Raw genomic sequence first — 14886 nt, 5'->3', positions numbered from 1 at the left:
ATAAGGAAACCGCCATGCGCCGCCCCCTGCTTGACCCGACCCGGTTCCAACCTGCCCTGCTTTGCCAGACCCTCACCCTGGCGGCGGCGTTGTTGGTCGCCGGACCCGCCGCCGCCAGCATCGCCTGGGTTTCCAATGAGAAAGACAACAGCCTGAGCCTGATCGACATGCAGAGCCTGGAGGTCATCGAGACCCTGCCGGTGGGCCAACGCCCCCGAGGCCTGTTGCTGTCCCACGACAACCGCCTGCTGTACATCTGCGCCAGCGATTCGGACCGGGTCCAGGTGATGGACGTCGCCACCCGCAAGATCATCAAGGAATTGCCCTCCGGCAAGGACCCGGAACAGTTCGCCTTGCACCCCAATGACCGCTGGCTCTACGTGTCCAACGAAGACGATGCCCTGGTGACCGTGATCGACACCCAGACTTCCGAGGTGCTGGGACAGATCGGCGTCGGCGTCGAGCCCGAAGGCATGGCCGTCAGCCCCGATGGCAAATGGGCGGTCAACACCAGTGAAACCACCAACATGCTGCACTGGATCGACACCAGCACCCAGACCTTGGCCGACAACACACTGGTGGACCAACGGCCGCGTTTCGTCGAGTTCAGTCGTGACGGTTCGCAGCTCTGGGCCTCGGCGGAAATCGGCGGCACGCTGACGATTCTCGATGTCGCCAGTCGCCAGGTGCTCAAGACGCTGACGTTCCAGATCAAGGGCGTTCACCCCGACAAGGTACAACCGGTGGGCATCAAGCTCAGCGCCGACGGCAAACTCGCCTTCGTCGCCCTGGGCCCGGCCAATCACGTCGCCGTCATCGATGCCAAGACCTTCGAAGTGCTGGATTACCTGCTGGTGGGGCGGCGCGTCTGGCAACTGGCATTCACTCCCGATCAACGCCAACTGCTGGCAACCAATGGCGTCAGCGGTGATGTGTCGGTGATCGACGTGCAGAGCCGCAAAGTGCTCAAGTCGGTGAAGGTTGGGCGCTATCCCTGGGGCGTAGTGGTGACGCCATGAACGCCCTGGAAGTCAGCGACCTGAGCTTCGCCTACGGCGCGCGCGAAGCCCTCAGGCAGGTGAGTTTCAACCTCGCAGCCGGGCGCTTCGCCGCGTTGCTGGGCCCCAATGGCGCCGGCAAATCGACGCTGATTGCTTTGCTCACGCGCCTGTACGACGTACAGCGCGGTGAGGTCCGCGTCGGCGGCCATTCGTTGCAGACCTCGCCGCGGCCGGCCTTGCGCCAGTTGGGCGTGGTATTCCAACAGAGCACCCTGGACCTGGACCTGAGTGTCGAGCAGAACCTGCGTTACCACGTCGCGCTGCATGGCCTGTCGCGGCGCCAGGGCAGTGTGCGCATTGACGCCGAACTGGCCCGCCAGCAGTTGACCGAGCGGCGCCACGAACGGGTGCGCGCCCTGAATGGCGGCCATCGTCGCCGGGTGGAAATCGCCCGGGCGCTGCTGCATGAACCGCGCCTGTTACTGCTCGATGAACCCAGCGTTGGCCTTGACCCGGCCAGCCGGCTGGCCCTGAACCAACACGTCCGCCAGTTGTGCCACGAGGGCATCAGCGTGCTGTGGACCACGCACCTGCTGGACGAAGTACAGCCCAGCGACGATCTGCTGATCCTGCATCAAGGCCGCCTCGTCGCCAGCGCACGCGCCGACGCCGTGAGCCAGGCACACGGCGGCACCCTCGGTTCGGCCTTCACCCACCTCACCGCAGCGGGAGTTCACCCATGAACGCGTATTGGCAATGCTTCAGCGGCATCGTGGTGCGTGAATGGCTGCGTTTCGTGCTGCAACGCACGCGCTTTCTCAGTGCCCTGGTGCGGCCGCTGCTGTGGCTGCTGGTGTTCGCCGCCGGCTTTCGTGCGGCACTGGGCATCGCCATCATTGCCCCCTATGACACCTACATCCCTTATGAGGTGTACATCGTGCCTGGGCTTGCCTGCATGATTCTGTTGTTCAATGGCATGCAGGGTTCACTGTCGATGGTCTATGACCGGGAAATGGGCAGCATGCGCGTGCTGCTCACCAGCCCCCTGCCGCGGGCCTTCCTGCTGGCGAGCAAGTTGCTGGCAACCTCGCTGATCTCGTTGTTGCAGGTCTACGCATTTCTCGCCATTGCCTGGCTGTACGGCATCCAGCCACCGGCCATGGGTCTGCTGCTGGCATTTCCGGCGCTGCTGCTGGTGGCCCTGATGCTCAGCGCCCTGGGCCTGCTGCTGTCCAATGCCATCCGGCAACTGGAGAACTTTGCCGGGGTGATGAATTTCGTGATCTTCCCGATGTTCTTCCTGTCCTCGGCACTGTATCCATTGTGGAAAATGCTGGAGGCCAGCCCTTGGCTGTATTGGCTGTGCGCGGTGAGTCCGTTCACCCATGGGGTGGAGCTGGTGCGTTATGCGTTGTATGAACGGTTCAATCTGCTGGCGATGGTGGTGTGCGCGGGCTTGACCCTGGTGTTCGCATTACTGGCGGTGTGGACGTTCAATCCGCAGCATGCGGCGTTGCGCAAAGCAGGCTGATTGCACGACGAATATCCCTTGTGGGAGCGAGCCTGCTCGCGATAGCGGTGGTTCAGTTGGCAGAGACGTGACTGACGCACCGCTATCGCGAGCAGGCTCGCTCCCACAGGGGATAGAGCATGACCTAGGTTTCACACTTGTCTTTGAGCCCGAAATTACTACTTTAGTACCGGTTTTCCTGTCTATGGTCGCATTCACAAGACCTCGACCCTGGCATGTAATGGGCGCATAACAAAAAGGATAAATTCCCATGCCCCGTTTGCTGGTGATCGTCTTGCTGGGCCTGTGGCTGAATGTCGCCCAGGCTGACACTGCGCTGTTCTCCGCGCAGGGCTATCGCATTGCCCAGTACCGCAGCCCGACGCCCGCCACCGTCGATGGCGCAGAGACGCTCGATACCCAGGCACTGCAACAGCTGATGATGCAAACGCCGTCTGCGATCCTGATCGACGTCTATCGCCGCCCCTGGCTCCAGGGACGCTTCATCGACAACGAGCCCCACGCCAACCTCCCCGGCAGCCTGTGGCTGGCCAATACCGGCGACGGCGAACTCGACCCAACCTGGCAGGATTACTTCAACCATCACCTTGGAAAAGCCACGGGCGGGCGAGCGGATCAACCGCTGGTCTTTTATTGCCGCTCTGATTGCTGGTTGAGCTGGAACGCGGTAAAACGCGCCGCCGCCATGGGCTATAAACAGTTGTATTGGTACCGCGACGGCCTCGACGCTTGGGAGGCGGCCCGCCTGCCCTTGCAAGCGGCCCGGCCCGAACCCTTTCCCTGATTTCAATGAGTGCGTGCCCCCGCTCCACCCACACGACAATAACGAGGTGAATGGCCATGTATAAGATCCTGATAGCCGACGATCACCCACTGTTTCGCGAAGCCATCCACAACGTCATCAGCGACGGTTTTGCTGGCAGCGAGGTGATGGAAACCGCCGACCTGGACAGCGCCCTGGCGTTGACCCGCGAGCACGACGACCTCGACCTGATCCTGCTGGACCTGAACATGCCCGGCATGCACGGCCTCAATGGCCTGATCAACCTGCGCAACGAGGCGCCGACCATCCCCGTGGTGATCGTCTCCGCCGAACAGGACAAACAGGTGGTGCTGCAAGCCATTACCTACGGCGCGGTGGGGTTCATCACCAAGTCCTCGCCGCGCTCGCAGATGACCGACGCCATCGAGCAGATTCTCAACGGCAACGTGTACCTGCCACCGGACATCATCCGCACGCAGAAAAGCCCGATGGGCCGCCGCCTGAACGAAACCCCGGCCTTTGCGCCCGAGCTGCTGCAGGCACTGACCCGTAAACAATTGCTGGTGCTGGAACGCATGACCAAGGGCGAGTCGAACAAACAGATCGCCTACACGCTGGAGATCGCCGAAACCACGGTCAAGGCTCACGTTTCGGCCATCCTGCGCAAGCTCAATGTGCACAATCGGGTGCAGGCGATTCTCAGTGCCGGGGATATTGATTTCGGGGCTTATCTGCGCCGTTGAACCGCTGACACACATCCCTGTGGCGAGGGGATTTATCCCCGCTGGGGCGCGAAGCGCCCCCAAACCCAGGCACCTCGGTGAGTCAGGCTTACTCAGTAAGCTGGATGGGGCTGCTTCGCAGCCCAGCGGGAGCAAGCTCCCTCGCCACAGAAGCGGTTCGGCTCAATGACTCTTGGGCCCACTCAACAAATGACTCATCGCAATCTTCAGTTTCATCGGCCGCACCGGCTTGTGCATCAGGGTGTGGCCGCGTTCGCGGATCTGCTGCTTGAGTTCGTTGCTGTAGTTGGCGGTGATCATCATGGCCGGGATCGCCGAGGCCCGGCGGGCGTTGATCCGGGCCACGGCGTCGACGCCGTTCTGCTCGTTGTCCAGGTGATAGTCGGCAATCAGCAGGTCGGCCTCGGCATGGTAATTGTCCACCTGGCGCGCCAGGTCCTGCTCCGACAGCGCAGTCACCACCCGACAACCCCAACCTTCGAGCAACGTACGCATGCCGGCGCAGATGGCCGCGTCGTTATCCAGCACCCAGACCCGGGCCCCGCGCAAGCGCTCAAGCATCGGTTCGCTCATCTCCAGGCTCGGCAACGGCTTGGGCGCGGTGGCGCTCAGGGGCACGTCGATGGAGAACACCGAGCCCTTGCCCGGCCATGAACGCACCTGGATCCGGTGCCCAAGGATCCCGGCGATTTTCTCGACGATCGCCAGCCCCAGGCCCAACCCTCGATCCTGATCCGGGCGCTGCACATCGCCGCGCTTGAACTCCTGGAAGATCTCTTCAAGACGGTTTTCGGCAATGCCGATGCCGCTGTCCCAGACCTGGATGGACAAGCGCTGACGGTGCCGGCGACAGCCCAACACCACCCGCCCGCTGGGGGTATAGCGAATGGCATTGCTCAGCAGATTGCGCAGGATCCGCGCCAGCAACTGCATGTCGCTGCGCACCAGGGCCGAACACGGCACAAAGTGCAGTTCCAGCCCCTCACTGCGCGCCACCTGGACGTATTCGGCGGCCAGGTTGTCGAGCAACTCGCTGAGGGCGAACGGCGCGATATCGGCCTTGATCACCCCGGCATCGAGCTTGGAAATGTCCACCAGCGTGCCCAACAGGTTTTCCACGTCCTGCAGCGAGTGGCTGACGTTGCGCACCAGTTGCGCGTTCGCTACCGGCTCACGGCGCTCGAGCAAAGCGCTGGTGAACAGCCGCGCGGCGTTGAGCGGTTGCAGCAGGTCATGGCTGACCGCCGCGAGGAATTTGGTTTTCGACAGGTTGGCCTGCTCGGCCTCGCGCTTGGCCTCGCGCAAGCGCAACTCCACCCGGCTGCGCTCGTCGATTTCGCGCAATAGCTGGTCATTGAGGGTGGTCAGTTCGGCGGTGCGTTCCTGGACGCGCTGTTCCAGGTTCTGGTAGGCCTGGTGCAGCGCCTCGGCGGTGCGACGCCGCTCGGTGATGTCGCGGATCAGCACGAAGATTCCCACTACTTCACCATTGGCCAGCCGATTGGGCACGTAGGAACGCAGCATATAGCGTTCCTGGTTGTTGATATTGGTCTCGGCAAACTCGAACGTCACACTCTCACCGGCCAAGGCCCGGGCCACGTAGGCCTCCAGGCGCTGGTAATGCTGTTCACTGTGGGCCTCGCGCAGGCTCTGGCCGAGCATCACGCCACGGGGCCAGCAATACCATTGCTCGTAGACTTTGTTGGTAAATTCGTAGACCAAGTCGGCATTGAGGTAGGCGATCAGCGCCGGCACATGGTCGGTGATCAGGCGGATCCAGCGTTCGCTTTCACTCAGGGCCTCGGCGTGCTGGTAGCGCTCGGTGATGTCGGTGAAGGTGTTGACGTAGCCGCCGGTGGGTAGCGGATGGGTGCGAATCTCCAGGACCCGGCCATCCGACAGGCGCTGCTCGCATTCGTGGATGAGCCGGCCATTGCTGTCGCGACTGGCCGGGGTCAGCAGTTGCAGTTCACTGTCGGCGATCACCTCGGAAAACGGCCGATGGGCCGCCACTGGCGCCAGACCGCTGAGTTCCAGGAAGCGACGGTTCCACAACTCCAGCACACCCTGGGCATTGACCATGGCCACGCCCTGGGAAAGGTTGTCCACGGCCCGTTGCAACAAGTGCGATTTCTGCGCGATGGCCTGTTCGCGACGCACGGTTTCACTGAGTTTGACGTCGGTGATGTCGGTAAACAGAATCACTCGACCGCCTTCCTGGGTTGGTCGTTCGCTGACTTGCAGCCAGCGCCCGTTCTGCAAGCGGTAAAGCACATGCTCGTCGGCCTGGCCACGCGGCTCTTCGCTGAACAACCCGTTGGCGGTCATCAGTCGCTTGACCTCGGAAATGCGCATCCCGGCGATGATACGCACGCGGCTGTGGGCCCAGAATGCCTTGAAGCGGCTGTTGAACAGGACGATGCGCTGTTGTTCGTCGAACAGCACAAATGCATCGGAAATGCTCTCAATGGCATCGATCAGGTGCCGGTGGGCGGTTTCCGCGCGCAGCCGCGCTTCGCCCAGCAGGTGATTACCGGCCTTGAGTTCGGCCATGGCCTGGTTCAGGGCATCGGTGCGCTCGCGAACCTGCTCGGCCAGCACCACTGAATGCTGGAACGCCGCATACGGGTCGTTGCCCCGGGTCACGCCGGACTCCACCCGTTCGATCAGTGCGTCGTTGATCCGCCGCAGTTTGCGGTTTTCGTGCTGCAGGCTGGCGATCTGCGCCTGCAGGTCAGCGATGGCCGGGGACGCGATGGCGGGCAATGGCAACTCCGGTGAAGGTCTGGTTGATGTGCATGCCATTGAACTGCTCTCCGTAGGTGTTGAAGCCCATCACGCGATGGTCGCGCAGGAACTGGCCGATCTGCTCCAGGCCACCGCGATCTTCCAGTTCCATGCGCCTGAGAAAACAGTCACAGCCGATGGTCAGCAGCAAGTCACCCAGGCGCCCCTGCAAGCCGCTGAACAGTTCTTGCAGGTTGTGCAGCAAAGGGCCCGGGGTCATCGCCGTGAGCACGATGCCGTTCTCCACCGCACAGTAAAAACTCAGGCTCAGGTCTGGGTGCACCTGCTGGATCGCCCGCACGTAATACTGGTCGTTGATGCGCACCGCCAGCGGATGGGCGGCGAAGACCCGGTAGTTCAACGCGTTCACCGGCACACCGATGTGCCGGGCATATTCCTCGGCGGCGGGCTCGGCATTGAGCTCGTAAACGCGCCGTGAGGTGCTGTCGGCCCCGGTCACGACCAACTTCTCCTCCCGAGGCAGGATGTGATGGGTGGTGAACACCTCGAAATCCAGCCAGGTGTTGATCAGCACCACCACGGCCGCGCCGCTGTGGAACTGACCTTCGTAGTACACGTGGGTGTGAGTCAGGTAGTTGTCGTCGCCGGCCGAACCGCCGAAATGCGGAATGTCCCCCAGCGCCGCGCTCAACGCCGCCAGCACCATCTCCTCGCGACTGGACAACCCATCGAGCAAGGTCAGGGCAAAGCTGTGGCCCTTGATCGGCGCCAGCGCATTGCTGCGGCAACCGCTGGCCAGTCGTTCGACCATCTGCTGGGCGTCGATCAGGCTGAAGTGCTCCATTTCCCCGATCAGCTCGGCGGCAATGGAAAAATGCCGATGATCGAAACCCACCGCCGTAACGCAGTTGCGGCCATAGCCTTGGTTGGTGATTTCTCCGGCGCTGGTGCAGCCCACCAGGCGAATCCCGCCGAAGCTCTGGGAGAGCGCCTGGCCAAGAGCCGGCAAGTCGTATTCAGCGGAGCAGAAAAACAGCACGAAGCCCAAGTGCGGGTGCAGCAACTGCCGCGCCAGCTCCTGGGCAACCTGCTGGACGTTCGTTGCCTGGGACATGGCGCTTATCACACCTTCGCTCTGGGCCTTTAGCATCTTCGCCTCCGACGGGTGCGTGACAGGAACCTTGAGTGTACGAAGCGGCGCCCGGCTCACGAATGCTACTTGGGTAGCGGGTAGACGCTTCCATGGGAGGAGAACAGTGGCGGCCCCTGCCGCGATGCGCACGGCAGGGGCCACCACAAAAAAACGGGGCTTCGGCTGGAATGCTCCTGTGGTGAGGGGATTTATCCCCTCACCACAGGGTTGTGCATAGCTGCCGATGGATCCTCTTTACCAGGTCAACACCGCCCCCACCGCAAAGGTGTCGGTGTCTTCGTTCTGGGCGCTGGTGTCATGGCCGTTGATTTCGAACTGGTTATATTCGGCCACGAGCTTGAGGTTGTCGTTGACGTCATGGAACAGCGCTATGCCACGGGTTTCATAGTCGGCGCCGCTGCCCACCACGCCATTGCCGTCGTCCTCGGTCTTGCCGTAGGACAGCGCCAGGCGGTTCTTGCCCAGTTTGTAGGAGCCCTGCAACAGGTAGCCGGTACTGTCGACATTGCGCAACGTCGCTTCGCCGGCGTTGTTAGTGAAGAACGGGTTGATACCCTTGGCCTGGAACCCGGAACCGGTGAGCGACAGGCCGCCCATCTTCGCCTGTACGCCATAGCCCAGGCCTTTGGAGGTCACTGAATCGACCGTGGTGTCGGTGTTGTCCGAGGTCTGGTAGCTGCCGTTGAGCCAGCTGTAGATCTTCGCTCCACCCAGGTCGAACTGGTAGGTCACCTCACTTTCAGTACGCGGATTTTTCTGGTAGGCCTTGCCGGTGGCGCTGCTGTCGTTGGTGTCCACCGGGTCCATGATGCCCACCGCCACCCGCAGCCCATCCATCACCGGCGTACGGTAGGTGATCTGCGAAGTCGGGAACGGATATGGGTAGCCGCTGCCGATGTTGCCGAACGACACCCCGCCGCCGTCCACCAACCCGAGGGTGTCGCTGACCTGCCCGTAACCGGCCAGCAACTCGTCCAGCAGAATATTGGAACGGGCGAACAGACCGAAGTCCTTGCCGACCAGCACTTCACCCCACTGCGGATTGGCGACGGTGCCGTAGAACTGCCGCACGTCGATGGCGGTGTCGGTGCCGTTGGTTTCGCTGTCGTTGATGGTCACCCAGAACGAGGCACGGGCGCCAAGCTTGAGGTCATCGACCTGCTTGCCCATGTTGAAGCCCAGGTAGTTGGGCAAGAAGCCCATCTTGACCCGCGCCTGCCGACGGTCGAACTGCTCCCCTGCCCGGTCAACATCGCTGTTGACGTAAAAGGCGTTGATATAGCCGTCGGTGGAAAAGGTGGTCTGGTCCTTGTCGTACAGCATGATTTCAGCCTGGGCCCACGACGTCAGGCCAAGGCTCGAAAGGCCGGCGATGACCGCAGGCAAAAAACGGTGGCGAGTATTTTTATTGTTGTGCATGGCGCGCTCCGCAACATGAGACGGGATGTCGGAGGCGATTATCGAAAGGCGACAGGCCGCGTCATACGCTGCCTTGGAGGCAATTGGCGGATGCTTTAGAGGCGCCGGCCCGGCGCGGCAGTTTGGGTGTAAGACTGCGATGTGACGGAGAGGCAATACTTAGGGCCTAACCCTGAAACTAAGGTGGGAGCGAGCCTGCTCGCGATGGCGGTGTGTCAGCCACCCTAAATGCTGCTGACCCAACGCCATCGCGAGCAGGCTCGCTCCCACAGGATCCTTGACTCAGAACCTCGGTTTGACGGTTTTCCAGTCCGGCTTGTAGCGCTGCATCTGCCGCACATCGTCGCGCTGGCGGATGCCGCAACTGAGGAACTGCTCATGCAGCTTGCCCAGTTGATCGCGGTCCAGCTCCAGTCCAAGCCCCGGCGCACGGGTGATTTTCACGCAACCATCGACAATCGGCAGCTTGCCGCCCTTGATCACCTCTTCATCCGGTTCCTGCCACGGGTAATGGGTGTCACAGGCGTAATCGAGGTTCGGCACCGAAGCCGCGACGTGGGCCATGGCCATCAGGCTGATGCCCAGGTGGGAGTTCGAATGCATCGACACGCCCAGGCCAAAGGTGTCGCACATTTTCGCCAGCGCCTGGGTGTCTCGCAGCCCGCCCCAGTAATGATGGTCGGCCAAGACGATCTGCACACTGTTGAGCGCCACGCTGCGACGGAACTCGTCGAAATCGGTGACCACCATATTGGTCGCCAGCGGCAGGCCCGTGCGCTTGTGCAGTTCGGCCATGCCTTCGAGCCCTGGTGTGGGGTCTTCGTAATATTGCAGGTCATCGCCCAGCAGCTCGGCCATGCGAATGGAGGTTTCCAGCGACCAGTTGCCATTGGGATCGATGCGCAGCGGGTAGCCGGGAAACGCCTGTTTCAACGCCTTGATGCAGGAAACCTCGTGTTCCGGCTCCAGGGTGCCAGCCTTGAGCTTGATACTCTTGAAGCCGTAGTCCTGGATCATGCGCCGGGCCTGGGCGACGATCTGCTGTTCGTTGAGCGCCTCGCCCCAGCTGTCCGGCGGATACGGCGAATCGACGTGCTCGGCGTACTTGAAAAACAGATAGGCGCTGAACGGGATCTCATCCCGAATCGCCCCGCCCAGCAGATCCACCAGCGGCACGTTCAGGTAATGGGCTTGCAGGTCCAGGCAGGCCACTTCAAACGCTGAGTAAGCATTGCTCACCGCCTTGCTCGCATGGGAACCCGGCGCCAGCTCCGCACCGGCAACGCTGGCGGGCCGGTGGGCGGCCACGGTGGCCTGGACGATGGCCCGCAACTGGTTGAGATTGAACGGGTCCAGCCCGATCAACTGGCTTTGCAATTGCTGCTGGATCGCCAGGGCCGGCGCATCGCCGTAACTCTCGCCCAGGCCGATGTAACCGTTGTCGCTCTCGACCTCGATGATCGAACGCAACGCGTAGGGCTCATGAATGCCGCTGGCGTTGAGCAGCGGCGGATCGCGAAAGGCGATGGGTGTGACGGTGACGCGGGTGATCTTCATGCAGCGGCTCCGATCATTGTTTTTGTAGAGGACGGGTCGATGATGGACGGAGGGTATTGTTCCCGTCTAATCTAACTTGGCACTTGATTGATACCTGGATTGAATCAATGTTTGAACTGGCCCAGCTACGCTGCTTCACCACGGTGGCGACCGAACTCAACTTCCGTCGCGCCGCCGAACGTCTGAACATGACCCAGCCTCCGCTGAGTCGGCAGATCCAGTTGCTGGAACATCACCTGGGTGTCGAACTGTTCACCCGCAGCACTCGCAGCGTGGCGCTCACCGCCGCCGGACGGGCGTTTTTCATCGAAGCGCAGAACCTGCTGGAGCAGGCGCAACAAGCCGCCGTGGCCGCCAAGCGGTTTGCCCAGGGCGACATCGGCTCAGTCACCATCAGCTTCGTCGGCAGCGCGGTGTATGAGTTTCTACCCAAAGTCATCGCCGAAGCCCGCTTGAAGCAACCCCAGGTAAAAATCGTTCTGTCGGAGATGAACACCTACCAGCAACACGAGGCCCTGCGCGCTCGCCGCATCGACCTGGGGATCGTCCGCTCGCCACTGCTGGAAACCGGCTACGCCACCGAGTGCCTGGTGCGCGAACCGTTCGTCCTGGCCGTGCCTGTGGGGCATCCGCTGGCCAGTGCCGATTCGGTGGGCGTCGAAGATCTCGACGGTGAACCGTTCCTGATGTACTCCCACTCCGCCTACCCACCTTTCAACGAACTGCTCACCGGCATGCTGCGCTCGGCCCGCGTTGCACCGCAGTTCGTGCAATGGCTGGGTTCCTCACTGACGATCCTGGCGCTGGTCAACGCCGGCATGGGTCTGGCACTGGTGCCCCGGTGTGCCACCAGCGTGGTGTTCAGGCAGGTGGTGTTTCGTGAGATCGATCTGGGTGAAGGGGTACAAAGCGAGTTGCACCTGATATGGCGCCAGGACAATGACAACCCGGCGTTTGCCATGTTGCTGGAGGGCATTCGCGGGGCCGTTCGCGAGGGTCTCTGAATCTGAAGCCCACCGATGTCGCCCTCCGCAGTGACCAAACTTGACGACCTATTCCCGTCACCCCAAACAAGTTGTACGATGACAGACGAGATCAGCCGAAAACGCTAATCCGCTCCGATACCTACAAAAATAAGGAAATACCCATGAAAAAAGCCACATTGGTCATCAGCTTTCTGTGCCTGTTCAGCGGCTACGTCGCGGCTGCCTCTTCATCGGCCGAGCAGGAAGTGGCCCAGGCCGTCGACCATCTGACCCAAGCCATGCTGCACAAAGACATCCCACAACTCCAGGCACTGGCCGCCGAAAACCTGACCTACGGGCACTCCAGCGGGAAGATTCAGGACAAGAAAGCCTTCATTGCCGACATCGAAACCGGCAAGAGCGCGTTCAAGACCCTGGAGATGAAGGATCAGAAAATCACCCTGTCAGGCGATGTGGCCCTGGTGCGTCACCACTTCTCCGCGCAAGCGCTCAAAGGCACCGAAGTGGTTCCGACGGAAATTGAGAACTTTCAGATCTGGCAGAAGCAGAAGAATGGCAAGTGGCTGCTGATTGGGCGGCAGGCGTTTCGGTTCTGAGCTAAAAATCTCCGTGGGCGCCGTTAGTTAACTTGAAGCGGCAGGGATTCAATGTGGCGAGCGGATTTATCCCCTCGCCACAGGTCACCGTTACTTCAATCCGCCGCCCACTGCTCCCGGTACTGCAGCAGGAAATCGACAAAGGCGCGCACCCGCTGCGGCACGTACCGACCGTGGGGATACAGCAAGGTGAACGGACGTGAGCGCCCCGCGAAAGGCGCAAGTACCTCCACCAATTGCCCGTTGGCCAGCTCCTGCTCCACGATGAATTTGTAGGTCTGGAACAAGCCGGCGCCATGTTTGGCCAGCGTCACGCCGCCGAGCACATCGTCCGAACAGCAATACCCTCCTTCGCCGAACACCTCCTTTTCCTTGCCGTCGACATTGAACAACCAGGAAATCCGCCGTCCGCTGCTGGGCAATTCGAACTGGATGCACTCATGGTCGTCCAGATCTTCAAGGACCTGCGGCGTGCCGGCCTTGCGCAAGTAATCCGGGGACGCGACCACCACCAATTTCGCGTCTTCCAGCAGTCGGGCGATCATCGATGAGTCGGGTTGTGCTCGCACCCGGATGGCGAGGTCATAACCTTCGGCAACGAAGTCGATGTTTCGGTTGCTCAGGTGCAGGTCCACCGTCACTTGCGGGTACAGCGCCCGAAAGGCCGGCAGCAAGGGCAGGATGCGGTGATGACCGTAGGTGGTGGGCAGGCTGATGCGCAGTTGCCCGGACGGCACCGATTGCGCGCCCATCATCTCCTGTTGCGCCTCCACCAGTTGCGTCAGCGCTTGCCGGCATTGCTCGAAATAGGTCTTGCCGGCTTCCGTCAGCCGAATGCTGCGTGTGGTGCGCACGAAAAGACGCGAACCCAGGCGCTCCTCCAGACGGAAAATCGAGCGACTCACCGCCGCCGGAGTCACACCGGCAAGCTGGGCCGCTGCGGTGAAACTCCCTGCCTCCGCCGCCAGGCAGAACAGTTCTATGCTGCCCAACTGCAAGTCTTCGAAATGACGCTTCATGATTCGTTACACCGCGTATCAACTGAAGTTTCCAGACACCTGTTTATCAGCCGCAGGCGTATAAATATAGTGGCCCCCGTGGCGCGGGAACCTCCTGCGCTCATTTCTCATCAGCAGGAGTGCATCATGCCTTTCGTCAATGTGCGTATAACCCGCGACGGCGTCACTCGCGAACAGAAAGCCCAGGTCATTTCCGAGATCACCGAAACCCTGCAACGGGTGCTGGGCAAGGACCCGCACTTGACCCACATCGTGATCGAGGAAGTCGACACCGATAACTGGGGTTACGCGGGTATGACGACGACGCAATACCGAAGCTTGCCCAAAGAGTGACGGTTCTACCTTCCCGAGCCCGGTCCAACTGACCGGGCTTTTTTGTGCCTGATGATTAACCCTGTGGGAGCGAGCCTGCTCGCGATGGCGATGGACCCGTCACATTGATGTTGGCTGGAATACCGTCATCGCGAGCAGACTCTCTCCCACATTGAATTAATTACATGACGTATCAACTCAAGTACCAGCCCCCGCATTTATCAAACCCAAGCGCATCAATACCCTGATCTCAACCACCGCCAACATCGGCGCAACGGTTTCAATTCAATTGATCAGGAGTCCAATCATGAGCCTCAACAAAACCGTCATCATCACCGGCGCCTCCAGTGGCATCGGCCTGGGTCTGGTCCAGGCGTTCCTGGATCGGGGCTATAACGTGGTGGGCAATGCCCGCTCTCAGTCCGGCCTGGACAGCGCGGCGCAACAGCTCGGCCATCCGGCGAACTTCATTGGCGTGGCCGGTGATATCGCTGACCCGGCGACTTCAACCCGTCTCATCAACAAAGCCATCGAAACCTTCGGGGCCGTGGACGGGCTGGTGAACAACGCCGGTTTCTTCCTGCCAAAACCTTTCATCGAATACAGCCCACAGGACCTGGAAGCGCTGCTGGACACCAACCTCAAGGGTCTGGTCTACGCCAGCCAGGCGGCTGCCGCGCACATGATCGGTCGTCAGCAGGGTTTCATCATCAACATCTCCGCCGCCGTGGCCCTGCAACCGAACATCCAAGTGCCGGCGGCGCTGCCGGTGTTGATCAAAGGCGGAGTCAACCAGATGACCCGTGCCCTGGCGCTGGAGCTTTCGCCCCACAACATCAAGGTCAACGCGGTCGCCCCCGGCATCATCGACACGCCCATGCATGACCCGGTGCACCGCGACTTCCTCAACAACCTGGCGCCGGCCGGTCGCGTCGGCACCATCGAGGAAATTGCCGAGGCCGTGTTGTACCTGGCGCGCGCTGATTTCACGACCGGCGCGATACTGCCGGTAGACGGCGGGATGAGCACGGGCAAGTGGTAAACAGGCAAGTGGTAAA

At 61.4% G+C, this 14886-nt stretch carries 14 protein-coding genes; 9 read left to right on the top strand and 5 right to left on the bottom strand.

Annotation, left to right across the window (positions count from 1 at the left end):
- The first annotated feature begins 14 nt into the window (after window positions 1–14).
- The 5 genes from MKS85_RS12325 (at window position 15) to MKS85_RS12305 (ending at window position 4038) form a co-directional block, all read left to right on the top strand.
- On the top strand, window positions 15–1019 hold the full coding sequence (locus MKS85_RS12325; RefSeq protein WP_047228996.1) for a YVTN family beta-propeller repeat protein: 1005 nt from the start codon (window positions 15–17) through the stop codon (window positions 1017–1019).
- The gene (locus MKS85_RS12320; protein WP_274090829.1) at window positions 1016–1744 is read left to right on the top strand and encodes an ABC transporter ATP-binding protein; all 729 of its coding nucleotides are present in this window, start codon (window positions 1016–1018) and stop codon (window positions 1742–1744) included. The genes MKS85_RS12325 and MKS85_RS12320 overlap by 4 nt, the downstream gene beginning before the upstream one ends.
- Entirely contained in the window at window positions 1741–2532 is a 792-nt protein-coding gene (locus tag MKS85_RS12315) for an ABC transporter permease (RefSeq protein ID WP_076385171.1), read from the top strand. Before MKS85_RS12320 ends, MKS85_RS12315 begins: the two co-directional genes overlap by 4 nt.
- Window positions 2533–2782: 250 nt before the next feature.
- Window positions 2783–3316 (top strand): PQQ-dependent catabolism-associated CXXCW motif protein, encoded by a 534-nt coding sequence (locus MKS85_RS12310; protein ID WP_310662925.1) that lies wholly within the window; start codon window positions 2783–2785, stop codon window positions 3314–3316.
- 56 nt (window positions 3317–3372) lie between these two features.
- Window positions 3373–4038: a response regulator transcription factor gene (locus MKS85_RS12305; RefSeq protein ID WP_188251614.1), complete on the top strand. Its 666-nt coding sequence runs from the start codon at window positions 3373–3375 to the stop codon at window positions 4036–4038.
- Window positions 4039–4200: 162 nt separating this feature from the next.
- On the opposite strand, the gene nahK is transcribed toward MKS85_RS12305, so the two are convergent.
- The 4 genes from nahK to MKS85_RS12285 form a co-directional block, all read right to left on the bottom strand.
- Complete coding sequence (gene nahK / locus MKS85_RS12300; protein ID WP_281459298.1) at window positions 4201–6843, bottom strand: hybrid sensor histidine kinase/response regulator NahK/ErcS'; 2643 nt, start codon at window positions 6841–6843, stop codon at window positions 4201–4203.
- Window positions 6773–7936, bottom strand: a complete 1164-nt coding sequence (gene nosP, locus MKS85_RS12295; RefSeq protein WP_310662924.1) for a nitric oxide-sensing protein NosP — start codon at window positions 7934–7936, stop codon at window positions 6773–6775. The genes nahK and nosP overlap by 71 nt, the downstream gene beginning before the upstream one ends.
- A 237-nt stretch (window positions 7937–8173) precedes the next feature.
- Window positions 8174–9358, bottom strand: coding sequence for a porin (locus MKS85_RS12290; protein ID WP_310662923.1), 1185 nt, complete (start codon window positions 9356–9358; stop codon window positions 8174–8176).
- 282 nt (window positions 9359–9640) lie between these two features.
- A complete protein-coding gene (locus MKS85_RS12285; protein WP_188251615.1) occupies window positions 9641–10915 on the bottom strand; it encodes a glucarate dehydratase family protein in 1275 nt (424 codons plus the stop codon).
- A 107-nt stretch (window positions 10916–11022) separates the two neighbouring features.
- Between MKS85_RS12285 and MKS85_RS12280 the strand changes: the two genes are divergently transcribed.
- Both MKS85_RS12280 and MKS85_RS12275 read left to right on the top strand, forming a co-directional pair.
- Window positions 11023–11919 carry a LysR substrate-binding domain-containing protein gene (locus MKS85_RS12280; RefSeq protein ID WP_188251616.1) on the top strand — a complete coding sequence of 299 codons (897 nt, stop codon included), beginning with the start codon at window positions 11023–11025 and terminating at the stop codon, window positions 11917–11919.
- A 143-nt stretch (window positions 11920–12062) separates the two neighbouring features.
- Complete coding sequence (locus tag MKS85_RS12275) at window positions 12063–12497, top strand: nuclear transport factor 2 family protein (protein ID WP_047228987.1); 435 nt, start codon at window positions 12063–12065, stop codon at window positions 12495–12497.
- A gap of 95 nt (window positions 12498–12592) precedes the next feature.
- On the opposite strand, the gene MKS85_RS12270 is transcribed toward MKS85_RS12275, so the two are convergent.
- The gene (locus tag MKS85_RS12270; RefSeq protein WP_107321696.1) at window positions 12593–13516 is read right to left on the bottom strand and encodes a LysR family transcriptional regulator; all 924 of its coding nucleotides are present in this window, start codon (window positions 13514–13516) and stop codon (window positions 12593–12595) included.
- A gap of 126 nt (window positions 13517–13642) precedes the next feature.
- On the opposite strand from MKS85_RS12270, the gene MKS85_RS12265 reads away from it, so the two are divergent.
- Both MKS85_RS12265 and MKS85_RS12260 read left to right on the top strand, forming a co-directional pair.
- Window positions 13643–13849, top strand: a complete 207-nt coding sequence (locus MKS85_RS12265) for a 4-oxalocrotonate tautomerase family protein (RefSeq protein ID WP_003202537.1) — start codon at window positions 13643–13645, stop codon at window positions 13847–13849.
- A gap of 286 nt (window positions 13850–14135) precedes the next feature.
- Window positions 14136–14870, top strand: coding sequence for an SDR family NAD(P)-dependent oxidoreductase (locus MKS85_RS12260; RefSeq protein WP_310662922.1), 735 nt, complete (start codon window positions 14136–14138; stop codon window positions 14868–14870).
- The last annotated feature ends 16 nt before the right edge of the window (window positions 14871–14886 follow it).

The organism is Pseudomonas sp. JL2 (assembly GCF_031570495.1).
Classification (GTDB): domain Bacteria; phylum Pseudomonadota; class Gammaproteobacteria; order Pseudomonadales; family Pseudomonadaceae; genus Aquipseudomonas; species Aquipseudomonas rhizophila.
This window is presented reverse-complemented; position numbering and strand designations above follow the sequence as displayed.

Bases quoted from the DNA above. Each gene is read 5' to 3' on its own strand.
- MKS85_RS12325 (WP_047228996.1), top strand. From the start codon at position 15: ATGCGCCGCCCCCTGCTTGACCCGACCCGGTTCCAACCTGCCCTGCTT.
- MKS85_RS12320 (WP_274090829.1), top strand. From the start codon at position 1,016: ATGAACGCCCTGGAAGTCAGCGACCTGAGCTTCGCCTACGGCGCGCGC.
- MKS85_RS12315 (WP_076385171.1), top strand. From the start codon at position 1,741: ATGAACGCGTATTGGCAATGCTTCAGCGGCATCGTGGTGCGTGAATGG.
- MKS85_RS12310 (WP_310662925.1), top strand. From the start codon at position 2,783: ATGCCCCGTTTGCTGGTGATCGTCTTGCTGGGCCTGTGGCTGAATGTC.
- MKS85_RS12305 (WP_188251614.1), top strand. From the start codon at position 3,373: ATGTATAAGATCCTGATAGCCGACGATCACCCACTGTTTCGCGAAGCC.
- nahK (WP_281459298.1), bottom strand. From the start codon at position 6,843: ATGGCATGCACATCAACCAGACCTTCACCGGAGTTGCCATTGCCCGCC.
- nosP (WP_310662924.1), bottom strand. From the start codon at position 7,936: ATGCTAAAGGCCCAGAGCGAAGGTGTGATAAGCGCCATGTCCCAGGCA.
- MKS85_RS12290 (WP_310662923.1), bottom strand. From the start codon at position 9,358: ATGCACAACAATAAAAATACTCGCCACCGTTTTTTGCCTGCGGTCATC.
- MKS85_RS12285 (WP_188251615.1), bottom strand. From the start codon at position 10,915: ATGAAGATCACCCGCGTCACCGTCACACCCATCGCCTTTCGCGATCCG.
- MKS85_RS12280 (WP_188251616.1), top strand. From the start codon at position 11,023: ATGTTTGAACTGGCCCAGCTACGCTGCTTCACCACGGTGGCGACCGAA.
- MKS85_RS12275 (WP_047228987.1), top strand. From the start codon at position 12,063: ATGAAAAAAGCCACATTGGTCATCAGCTTTCTGTGCCTGTTCAGCGGC.
- MKS85_RS12270 (WP_107321696.1), bottom strand. From the start codon at position 13,516: ATGAAGCGTCATTTCGAAGACTTGCAGTTGGGCAGCATAGAACTGTTC.
- MKS85_RS12265 (WP_003202537.1), top strand. From the start codon at position 13,643: ATGCCTTTCGTCAATGTGCGTATAACCCGCGACGGCGTCACTCGCGAA.
- MKS85_RS12260 (WP_310662922.1), top strand. From the start codon at position 14,136: ATGAGCCTCAACAAAACCGTCATCATCACCGGCGCCTCCAGTGGCATC.